This is a genomic window from candidate division KSB1 bacterium (assembly GCA_034506395.1).
Lineage (GTDB): Bacteria > Zhuqueibacterota > Zhuqueibacteria > Thermofontimicrobiales > Thermofontimicrobiaceae > Thermofontimicrobium.
Genome location: JAPDPQ010000062.1, coordinates 1 through 11975, shown reverse-complemented (window position 1 = coordinate 11975; position 11975 = coordinate 1). Strand labels below are relative to the sequence as shown.

Annotated in this window: 5 protein-coding genes; all 5 read right to left on the bottom strand. The window is 49.5% G+C overall.

The features are described from left to right. Positions 1-565: 565 nt before the first annotated feature. On the bottom strand, positions 566-1945 hold the full coding sequence (locus ONB37_20045) for a GH1 family beta-glucosidase (GenBank protein MDZ7402454.1): 1380 nt from the start codon (positions 1943-1945) through the stop codon (positions 566-568). A 13-nt stretch (positions 1946-1958) separates the two neighbouring features. After that, a complete protein-coding gene (locus ONB37_20040) occupies positions 1959-5861 on the bottom strand; it encodes a T9SS type A sorting domain-containing protein (protein ID MDZ7402453.1) in 3903 nt (1300 codons plus the stop codon). A 438-nt stretch (positions 5862-6299) separates the two neighbouring features. Next, the gene (locus ONB37_20035; protein MDZ7402452.1) at positions 6300-8348 is read right to left on the bottom strand and encodes a DUF362 domain-containing protein; all 2049 of its coding nucleotides are present in this window, start codon (positions 8346-8348) and stop codon (positions 6300-6302) included. Positions 8349-8781: 433 nt separating this feature from the next. Beyond that, the gene (locus ONB37_20030; protein MDZ7402451.1) at positions 8782-10086 is read right to left on the bottom strand and encodes a T9SS type A sorting domain-containing protein; all 1305 of its coding nucleotides are present in this window, start codon (positions 10084-10086) and stop codon (positions 8782-8784) included. 132 nt (positions 10087-10218) lie between these two features. Beyond that, positions 10219-11975 (bottom strand): hypothetical protein (locus ONB37_20025; GenBank protein ID MDZ7402450.1); only part of this gene is annotated, 1757 nt, incomplete at its 5' end.

Below are 11975 nucleotides of genomic sequence, written 5' to 3'. Positions count from 1 at the left end.
CTGTATTTGTCGATGACTATGGTGTAGAAAGATTTCTCGCTGCGCTCGAAATGACCTGCAAATTTGAATTAAAGCAATCTGACTAAGTAAAAATTTCGTTGGCGGAATTAGCGGTCCAACTTTTTATGACCGCCAATTTCGCCAATTTTCCGAAATGCGCCAATGAACCAATTGGCGAAAATATTTTTGTCTGATTAATAGACGATCCGTCATTCCGAACGTCTCCGTCTGCCAGTCGGCGGACGGAGACGTGAGGAATCTGTATTTGTCGATGACTATGGTGTAGAAAGATTTCTCGCTGCGCTCGAAATGACACGCAAATGTGAATTAATGTAATCTGACAAAGTAAAGATTTCGTTGGTGCAATTAGCGGTCAAAATTTTTATGACCGTCAAATTCGCTAATTTTCCGAATTGCGCTAATAAATCAATTGGCGGAATTAGCCCAATTGGCGCAATTAGCGGTCCAACTTTTTATGACCGCCAATTTCGCCAATTTTCCTAATTGCGCCAATGAACCAATTGGCGAAATTAGTTTAATTAGCGCAATTAGCGGTCTCATCACGTCACAATCCATTCGCCTCAATCACCTTCCGATACCAATCCGCCGAGGCCTTCGGAATTCGCTTCCCAGTTCGATAGTCGACATAATGCAGCCCAAATCGCTTCGAAAACCCATAGGCCCATTCGAAATTGTCCAGCAGCGACCAGACGAAATACGATCTCAGCTTCACGCCTTCCGAAAGGGCCTTGTGGCATTCGGCAATGTATTGGCTCAAAAACTCGATTCGCTTGGGATCGCTTACCGCTCCATTTTCAAGCCGATCCTCGTATGAACAGCCGTTCTCAGTAATGTAAATTTCGGGCTGATGATAGCGTTGGTCGATCCAATGCAGCAACTTATTGAGTCCCCAGGGCACGACATTCCAGCCCATGGTCGTTTTTTCCCACTTTGGATCTGAGGAGAGATCGACCCATTGATCCGAATAAAAGCCACCATTCGAGTAGGGATCGTCGAGGGGCTTATCCGATTTTCCCTGGGCGGCATAAAAGGTCGTATAGTGGTTCAGGGCAAAAAAATCGGCCGAGCCGTGGACCAGGCTTTGCTCTGTCTCGGAGAAAGAGGGGAGTCGCTGGCCTAAATTCTTTTTCATCGATTCGGGATAATCGCCCAAGAAGATCGGATCGGCGAACCAGCCCAGATAAAATTCCAGCGCCCGCTGGGCGGCCGCCTTGTCCTCTGGGCTGTCGGTCAGCGGCTCACGCCAATCGCAATTCAGCGCCAAACTGATCTTGCCGTTTTGCTTGTGCTGATACTTTTCCCGATAGCGTTCCACAATTTTGGCATGCGACAATAAAAAGTGATGGCCGACCCGATAGGGCTCGTCTTTTGACTTTCGGCCTGGCGCCATGATGCCGAAGCCATGGCCGAAAATGGCATAGACAAACGGCTCGTTGAACGTGAGCCAATAGTTCACCCGATCGCCAAAATGATGAAAGCAGACATCGGCGTATTCCTGGAACGCATCTGCAATTTCTGGGTTGAGCAAGCCATCCCGCTCGAATTGCAGCACCAGCGGCAATTCCCAATGGAATAACGTTGGCCAGGGGATAATGTTTTTTTCCAGCAGCCGATCGATCAGATTAGAATAAAATGCGATGCCCTGTTTATTCACTTTCCCACGGCCCAGGGGCAGAATGCGGGGCCAGGAGATCGAGAACCGATAGGCCTTCACTCCCAACGCTGCCAGCAGTTCCACGTCTTCCTGCCAGCGGTGGTAGTGATCGGCCGCAATCTGAGCGGTATCCCCATTGTGGATCTTCCCTGGAATCAGGACGAACGCATCCCAGATCGACGGCCCCTTGCCGTCCTCGTTCCAGGCCCCTTCGATTTGATAAGCAGAAGTCGAGCAACCCCACAAAAAATCCTCTGGAAAAATTCTCATGTTGTCCTTTCTCTCACCGCAGCAAGATGCACTTTCTGGTCCTGACGAATTTGTCTGTTCTGAATCGATAAAAATAAACGCCGCTGGCGACCAATTGATCATAATCGTTTTTTCCGTCCCAGATGATCCGATGTCGGCCTGCTGGATAAACCCCGTGGATTAAAGTTCTGACCTTTTGTCCGAGGATATTATAAACGTCAAGTCTGATCTCTCCTGGCCGAGCCATGCTGAATTCGATAGCGGTGGTTGGATTGAACGGATTGGGGTAATTCTGATAGAGCTGATAATCCTGTGGCATCTCAGTCTCGTCGGCTATCCCTGTCAAATCGCCAGCCATGGAGCCGACCAGCGTGACCACACTTTTGGGCGGAAGAATGATCATCTGCCCTGTGGCAACACTTCCGCTGTATTTGAAATTGATGTGCTCTGCGGTCACATACATCTCGAAGCTGGTGGGAATGCTATCGCCCAAGACCGTGACCTTAATGGGCTGGGCTGACTTATTGATCACCACCGATGTCAACAACTTATTTTTCGAATCGATAAATGCGCAGGGGAGCAGATCATTGTGATTCTCAGCAACCGAAATTCGCTGCGCACCAGGTCGGATGAATTTGTAATAATTTTTTGAAGTATAAAAACTGGCGGTCGGCTGGCCCTTATCCATCAATGTGCCCTCGATGCTCCACAATGTCCACAGGCTCACATTGCCATAGACCAGTGCGCCATGGATCGCACCAGCAAGTGAAAATGCGCTCTGCCAATTCCGATATTCTGGAAAAGTTTCCGACATCCACAGCTCTTTGGGATAGCTGCCGCTCTGGCTGCTATTCCACAAATCGGTCCAGCCCTGATAGGTGGGGTTCTGCTCGCCCACGCCATCGGCAGCATAGCCGTGGGTGGCGATGATGGCAGTGTGTTGATCGGCAATGGAATTGAGACGCAGGATGTTGATATATTGCGCCATGCTATAATGCTGCTGAGCGAACACCTGCTCGGGCATGTAAATTTTGGTCGCCAATCTTTCCTGTCTCAATCGAGGGCCGATGATAGCGATCAATTTCGCATATTCGACTGGGCTGAGCACGGCCGAGGGATACGGCTCATTGAACGCTGGCTCGTTCTGCGGCCCGATGGCATAGAGATCGATTCCCGCCCGATCACGGAACATCCTGATGGCCGCCACCATGCTTTCGGCGAACTCGTCGTAATAACTTGGCTCAAGGATATTATCGGTGGCCTCATAGTTGGGCGCCTCGGCATAGCCATAGCTCAGGGATAAATTTCGCTTCATCCAGGCGGGCGGCGACCAGGAAGTCAAAATGAACGTTTCGACCCCTTTCTCCTTCAACTGGCGAAAATAATTGAAATCGAAGGCGCCGTAATTGAGGCTGCTCATGTCCAATATGTTCGGATCGCTGTTATCGTTCACTGGTTCAATCTGATTGCCAATCAGCCCGATGCGCACTGCGGAAGCGCCGAGGTCGGTGGTGTAGGCATCGATATAATTCTGGCGATCCGAGAATTCGAATGTGCCGAAGCCCCGAATGGTCTGAAAGCGCTGCTTTGGATCAAGCTCAATCGTGACTGTGCCCGCATCGCTTGGATCCACCAGATAGATCTTGAAATTGCGGGAAAAGTCGATTGATCCCTGGGCTTTCACAGTGACGGTTATGTCGGCAGTGCCAGGGGTGTTTCCTGGCTGAAAAGTGAGTTGTGCCGTCCCGTCAGCATGGATCGGGCTGACGATGGGATTGGGGACGAGCGCAGGTTGCTTGCTGATGGCGAAAATCGTATCGGCAACACCCATGGCGATCCCGTTGCCGATGCCAGTGAGTTGAATTTGCTGCTGGCCTGAATTAATGGTGATTGTCTGATTTGCTATCGGGTCCAAAGTGCAGACTGGGTTGAGCGCTGGGATCAGGCTATCTGGTACTGCACTGCCCACTTTGATGTTGGCGAGATAGACGGTGCCGCTGTTGACAGGAAATGGCCAGGCAAAATCGGTCGCATAGTTGATCAAAATGCGATTGATGCGCTTGACGTTGATCTCCTCACCCGCATCAGTACTCATGCCGCCAGCGCCACGATAATCCATAAACACCGTCTGCCACTGATTCGCTGGGACAGTCTTGCGCTGCGCATGGGCTCGGGGAAGATTTCGATTGTCATTGGCATCCCAGAAATAGCTGTGGGTCTTCCCGCCATTGCTGAACGAGCCGCCTTCGAAATAGATGTCATAACACATATAACGATGCTGACTCAGATCCAATTCCTCGAACATGTACCAGATGCCAGTCCAACATGTCTTGTTATTGATAACGATTTTCAGCACATTTTCTTTGCCATAAAATGTCCCCAATTCAGGTTTCTGGTTCGTCCCATATCCTTCCACATTCCAATCGCCAGGATTTTCCAGCATCGTGACTTTGCCCGAGCCGAACTCGGCCAGCGGGACAGCCAGACCCGATTGGGGCAATGGGGCCGATTCGACCCAAAACGATCGTGAGATCTGGGCGTCGCCGTTGTTATTGGGATTCCCACCATTATCGATGACCGTGATGGTGATTTTCGTCTTGCCCAATGCCGACGGAGTGAACACCAGATCAGCGCTGGAGGCTCCCTGAATGTAATTGACCGACAGGTCTTGATTTCTTACTATCGCTGTATCCGAGCTGCTCGCCAAAATGGTCAACGTCTGCGTGCCGTTGTCCCCATCGCTGATACCAGTCAGCCGAATCGTCTGCGTTCCAAAGGCGAGATAAACAAATTGGTTTGGAATTTCATCCATCGTGGGGGGATGATTGAATTCCTGAAAACAGTCCACTGTGAAAAATTGTTCGGTGATGTTGTTATAAGCAAAACCATCGTCCAGGACCAGTTTGATCTGAACATTTTTCCCAGCGCCGATGGGGATCAATACGAGGTCTGCCACAGTGGCCAATCCATCGTAGTGTATTTTCATATTACTATCTGGCAAGGCCACTTGATTCTGACTGATGGCGGAGATGGTGATGGGCTGCTCCACAGTTCTATTTCCATCGGTGATGCCGCTCAATCGTAGCCGCACGGTATCGCCCACCTGGGTCGATAGATCCGCAATGGGGTCAATGGTCGGCGGCGCATTGTCTTCGATCCGAATGGGAACTGAAATCGAGTTATCCCCGAAGCCGCTCACGCCAACAGCGGTGATCCGCAGCGTATCCGTGCCAATAGCATTCGGCAGACAATCAACCATGATCGTAGCGCTGCCGTTGATGATGTCGGTAATTTTTATATTGGAGATAATGGAGCCAGCGCCACCAGCGACCAGATGCGAGGCGTTCTTTAGGTCGACCACCTTAATTTGATTTTGTTGACTTCCGATAAAGAAATGCTGCCCCGTGATGGCGCCGATATTGGCCATAGGAATGGCCTGACTGCCGACCCGCAGTTCGTCCAGCCAGATGGTGCCGTTCACCGCATCGATGGTATTGCCATTGGGCGTGAACTGCAAACGGGTGATCCGCTTCTTATCAAACCCAGCGGTCATTTCGAACTGAATGAAATATTCGACGTAGGTGTCGCTTTTAAGTATTTTCTGATTCGCAGTCTTATATAGCCCCACTGGATCGAGGATATAAGCTGTCAACAGAAAATCGAAATCCGATTTCAATCTGAGGTTCAGCATCCCATGGTTCGATAGGTCGAGCGTATCGCCAATGTCATAGATGAATCCCTGCCACTTCACGCTGTTGGGCACGTTAACGTGAACCGTCAAGATACCATCGGCCTGCTGATAGCTGAAATAGGGATGAGGGAGAACTTTGATCGGGCCATCGAAAGAATCCGAGTAGCCCGTGGTCTGGGCATAAATGGAGCTGAGCGATGCCCAAAAGGCAAAAAACAGCACGGCAAAAGATTTTTTAAATTTCATAGTCTAACCTTTGAGTTATTATTAATACCACTTAATCAGCTTAAGCTGAGTCGTTTGATTCCGAACGAATCCGCCAGTTGGCTACGGACGTCAACCTAGGCAATCAAAGTGGGAAAAGTATTCATTCTGAGGATCGAAGTGACGAAGAATCTTTTCAATAAACGAATCTGCTTTTGCTTAATAAAGAAATTTTTCGCTCTCCATTCGCCGTCTTTCGGCTGAATAGCTCAGAATGACATTACACTTTTAGGTTGACGCTAATTTCCACTTGACGGAGGAATGAAAAATCTGGATTTTTAAGATTACCCGTTCTGATAAAAGATTTCTCGCTTCGCTCGAAATGACTTTGTACTTTGTCGTTATTCTTTCGAGGCCTCCAAACCTTTGAAAACGCTTTTAGCCATTTCAAAGGTTCTAAAACTCTGAAAGGGTTTTCTGTTACTTTTGAAGAACCATTCTTCTTGCTTGAACAAAATTGCCACTGACCGAATTCACCTCCAATTTGGCAACATAAACCCCAGAGGCAACCGCAGCGCCGCTGAAATTGACGCCATGCCAGATGAGCGAATAGTTCCCCGCATTTTGATATTCATCCACCAAAGAGATCACCCGCTCACCTCGAAGGTTGTAGATGGATAGTTTCACACGAGCTGCAGCAGCTAAATGATATGCGATGGTAGTGGAGGCATTGAACGGGTTCGGATAGTTGGGCTTTAGTTGAAAACCAGTGACCAGATCGCCAGAATTAGGCTGCTCCACCGCAGTGGTTCGGGGGAACAATTTCACCAATTCAATCCCCTCACCAGTTCCCAGGTTGCGAGAATATTGCATGTCGATAGGATTGTTCCAATGCTCATAAACTCCCAAGCTCGAAATCGGCGTGCCATCATTTTCAGGATCGTAAACAATCCCCGCTGGCCAATTGGTCGAATCCGCAGCCTGGCGCAGGTAGTCATCCACGCCAGCCATATTGGGCCGATTGAATTCGACCTGGGGACCGTGATATTCCGTGCGCAGAAAATCAAAACAGACGGATTCCAGCGCCACTGGGTCCAACGAGGCAAAAATTGAGTTGGTGAAATCATTGTTGAACGGCGCCATTTTCCATTTGATGGGGTAAGCATCGCTCCAGCCTTCAATGGCGCTGTAGAGCCCATCCACGACAAACAGCACGGTGTTGCCGCCCAACAAGCGATGCCCCATCAAATCCACCTGGACTCGATACAGGCCATAATCAGTCCGATACGGCCGATCGTTCTCCTCGCCGAGCAGGCCCTTATGGAGATGGCTGGCATCAGCACGAGCCTGGGAACCGAAATGATTCTTAGCGCAGAGCGTAATCCCAGCGCAGGCATGGGCTTTCAACGATGCGATGTTGATCAAATACGCCGCCTGTTCATGAATCGTGTACAATTTATCGGACAGCGCCTCGTTCATCACCTTGCCCTTATCGGAATAGAACAGCAGGTCGGAGGCCGTCTTCACCACGGGCACCCGTCCCAATGCAGCCAGATTGAGCCCATGATATTCGATATCATTCCCCAAAACATTTACATCTGGAAATTCAGCCTTCCAATAATCGAACAGGTGTTTATAGACATTTTTCATCGGATCGCCGATATAAATGTCCTGCTGCCGAACCCCAGCGTGATTCACAAGCTGTCGCAGCACCGAAAGGACAATCTGGGGCGTGGTTTCGACGACATCGGGATGCGCCCACCAGGTCGGTTTGTACTTGGTCAATTGTGTCGGCTCCCAGGTATGCCAGGGCTGGCCGCCATCGCCCTGCAGGATAGACGTGGCGTTGATCTTGATGAAAATTTTTTCGCCTGGCGCATAGCTACTGTCCTTGCCCGATTTGTTTCGATTATGAAATCGGAATAGCGCCCGCCAGGCATCCGAGACCGTTGTTTCACCAGTCAGGTTCAGCACCACCGCATCCATCATGCTATCGATGACCGCCTGATTGTTGTTCTTAATGAGAAAGTAATAGTCATCGTTTTCGCTGACAGCGATTCTGCCATCATCTTTGCCAGTCTGATTTTCGTTGGTCGCATCTGGATTCCAGGCCCAGGCGACACGGCCTGGGAAAATCCCTTTTGCCTGGCCAATCGGTTGATTGGCAGGGAAATAATAGTTGTAGGCAATGCTCGATGCGGCACGCTGGCTCATCTGAGTGAATGTAAAAAATCCCGCAATAGCCCCAGTTACGATAAACAGCCCCATAGCCCAATAATGCGCTTGCTGAAAGCGCTGCTTCGCCAATTTAAATGCGCTCACCGAAGCCATCAGTCCCATCAGCCACGTGACGAAACCCGAGGCAATGGGAAAGGCCACTTTCATGCAGGGATAAGCAGCACGGCTGGGTTTGGGAATCACTCGGACCAGAAACCAGATCAGCGATGCAAGGCCCAGAATCGGGAAAACAATGCGGCCCGTTAGTCTTTTGAATTTGGTGCACCCTGCTTGACTGACAAGAATTTTCATGATTTCACCTTTAATTTGAGAGCAGAAAAATTAAGCTACCTGAATAAACCTGTCATTTCGATCGGCCAATAGTCATAATCGTCACCATAAGAATCGAATGTCAAACCGAGCGATGCTCCAACTATCTATTAGCATCCAAGACCGCTGAAGCGGTCAGCAACTGTGGTTCATTGGTCATAAGCGCCCGAATGAATTCGGGCGTTTATGATTGATCTTAACTTGCCAGTCATAGCCAGTCGGCTGATGCTCACAATGACAATCTTTACCCATTCATTCGCTTCGGTTGATGCCAGTGGCCAAAGAAATCTTTCTTGTGAACATCTTCCAGGATTCGGCGGTGGTTCGCTCGCAAAGATTGCTTCCCGTCAGCCACCTTGCGGACGGGATGGAATGCCAAGCTCTGGTTCACACAGCTAAATTCTTACTTGAAAGCTTAATGAATGAGCAACATTTTTTTATTGATCACCAGAGAGCCACTGATGCATCTTACGAAATACAAACCAGATGGAACCGAAAATCCATGATCATCTTGAGCCTCCCAACGAACGACATGGCGATCACTGCTGGCCAGCCCGTTCCAGACCAGCCGAATCCGCTGACCTGATAAATTATAAATGGCAATCTCTGTATAGACCGAATTCATGGTTCGGATTTCAATGGAGGTACAGGCATTAAAAGGATTGGGATAGATATTCAACTCAATGGATTTCGGTAGCCCAATATTTGGATTGGATGCAACCTTGCTGGCATTGGGTGAAAATTTCGACACGCCACCAGCCGTCGCCAACCAGATTGAGCCGTTGACATCGGTTGCTATATCTCGGACATCATCGTTGATTAGCCCATCCGTGCTGGAATAATTGGTGTAGGACGAAAAATCCTTTTCAACGCAGGTGACACCGCATTGGGTTCCCACCCAGATTTTGCCAATGGCATCTTTCGCAATCGCCTGCACCACAGGATGCGGCAAGCCATCGCTCACCGTAAACCGTTTCCAATTTATCTTCGAATTGATTCCCTGATGTTGAAACAATCCCTGCGTTGTGCCGAACCACTGCAAGCCATCGGCGCCGATATGAATGGCCAAAACGCTGTCGATCGGAACAGGTGCCCAGGGTCGCTCAATGGTAGAGGCAGCCGTGATGATGTCCAGCCCCGAGAGCTTCAGCCGAGCAACCCCGCCGCCTTCGGTCCCGCAATAGGCGATTTGATCAGGACCAAATTCAATGGATCGCACGTCATTGTCCAATACGACATGCTGGGATTTGGTCGAGATCCAATGCTGGCCAGTGAACGCTGTCACCCCAGAGTCGGTAGCAAACCATCGGACCAGATTCTGATCGATGGCGAGGGAATTGATTTTGTTCGACAGCAGACCCGTATTATTGGTGCGATAGGGGGTAGCCATGGTAATTGCATCCAGAGATGAAAAGCCGAGGGCGGAGACGCCATTATTAGTGGCTACCCAGAGCTCGGTATGTTCCATGATTTTCAAATCGTTCACCTGGAGATCGGCCAGGCAATCCGCTCTGTTATAAGTATGCCAGTTCGAACCATCGTAGCCAGTGACACCTGCATCGCTTCCAAACCAGATAATGCCGAAACTGTCGACTGCTACCGAAAAAATGTTGTTGCTCGGCAATCCACTGTTCTCAGTGGTGAAGCTCTGCCATTGCTGGGCGAGGTTGTTGCCTGTGAAAACAAAAATGATTAGCGCCAGCGTGATTGGTTTTCTCATCAACTTTAAGTCTTCTTTTATCGGATATTGCAATCGATTTCAATTTAAAATTCTGACTTCATTCCTGAACAACGAGGTGGGGGAATGAAGCACGATTAACTACAGTGGAAATAGTCAAGCAATACACAGTTATCAGTCAAATTTCACTCTCACCGAATTGGCAGCCACCCGATCGGTTGCAAAGCAGATGTACTTCGATGCTTCCACCAACCTGGTTTGAAATTCGATGGGTCGGTCGTTCAAAACGACCTGGGTGGCGGTTTGATCCGAGCCCACCAAAATTTCAACTGCAATATTGGCAGCGGTGCCAGTGAAATCCAATTGCAGCTCGTTCTGCTGTCGATCAAATTTATAGACATAGGATAAATAGCCACCAGAAGCGGGATACTTCACGGTCGTTGTTACGGTATCGACTCCAGCCACAGACCAGCGTGGCGCCAATCGGGCTTTGTTAAAAGCAACGCCCTCGTCCTTTACGCCAGCCAATCCTTCGAGCAGGGCATAGACTACCGCAGCAGCGCCCCAGTTATCTGGCGCACCGAAAGAAATTTTTTCTGGCATAAAAAATACAGGATAATCACTCAAGGTAACGCCCAACACCATCCACAAGCCCTCAGTCCCTGCACTTTCAAAATCAAGCGAGGCAATGACCTTGTCGGGAAACGGATTGTCAAGGCCGAAAATATAGACACCGACCGACAAGCTTTTTTCATTTTGGCCCTTCCAGGCTACGTAATAGGGACGCTTTCCGTCATCATAAGGTCCATCCTGCGGATACCACCAACTAGCGATGTTTTGCCCATTCAAGACATGGGTTTTGAACATGGTACCATCCGAATAGCGCACCAGAATATCGCCGAGATAGCTCCCTCGGCTCTGGGTATGCAAGAAATAGATGGAAGCTGCTTTCTTTTTGATTGGCAATCGTGCTAGTTTCACATATCCCGACTTACCAGATAGGATCAAACAAGCCTTTCGTCCATTTTCTATCGGATCGACAATGGTGAAGGGGACATCTTTGAAGATCTGATTCCCGACTGGGAATTCATGGAGATCATTAACCCCTTCGCCAGTCCAGCCAGGAACACCATCTGCCCCCTGGCCAGAAATATCGGCATTGGCCATGGCTTTCAATGATATTGGCGTGAAATTGCGTTGTGGCGGATCGGGCAGCGCCCCCCGATAGATGCACAAAAGTCGATTGCCTGATAATTTTGCCAGCTCGGCCATGCGCCGCAAAATGTACACGCCATAATCTTCAAAACCATGATTGAACGCACCATGGGCTACTTCGCCAGCCACGATCGAAGAAACGCCGCCGTTCATGTACTCCCATTTGTCGAGATGCCAACCCTTCTCATACGGGGGATAGCACATATACCATTCGCCAGGAGAGGAGGCTGGCATTTCCTTGGCGATATTCTGGTAGGTTTTGATAATCGCCACCGATTTGTCATGCCCAATGCGGCGATTGATGGCATACGCATTGGAAATGGTCACCTGTTTCGACTCGTCTGTGTTGCCAAAGTCCCGTTTATAAGTGGGATCTTCTGGCACATGATGGGTGTAGAATGCCCCGTTCCAGCTCAGTTGATCGATGCGTTCTTTAATTCCTTTGCCAATACGCTCGATTTTTTCAGCTTCCTCATTTCGCCCAACATAGCGCAGCATTTCGGCTGTATATTGGCAGCCGACCGCCAGGCCGATGTTATCGCCATACATGATGCTATAATGGGTCACTCCAGGCTTGGCCATCATGAAATCGCCGCCCCAAACCGCAGCGTCCTGGGCTGGTTGGAAGTCCCAGATGTCAATGGTATAGCCCCGCTTCAGCAGTTGAAATTTTTCAGACCAGCGATAGGGATCCGAGGTGGCATATTGAATCGCTT

Coding starts and splice junctions, on each gene's coding strand:
- ONB37_20045 (MDZ7402454.1), bottom strand. CDS start 1,945: ATGAGAATTTTTCCAGAGGATTTTTTGTGGGGTTGCTCGACTTCTGCT.
- ONB37_20040 (MDZ7402453.1), bottom strand. CDS start 5,861: ATGAAATTTAAAAAATCTTTTGCCGTGCTGTTTTTTGCCTTTTGGGCA.
- ONB37_20035 (MDZ7402452.1), bottom strand. CDS start 8,348: ATGAAAATTCTTGTCAGTCAAGCAGGGTGCACCAAATTCAAAAGACTA.
- ONB37_20030 (MDZ7402451.1), bottom strand. CDS start 10,086: ATGAGAAAACCAATCACGCTGGCGCTAATCATTTTTGTTTTCACAGGC.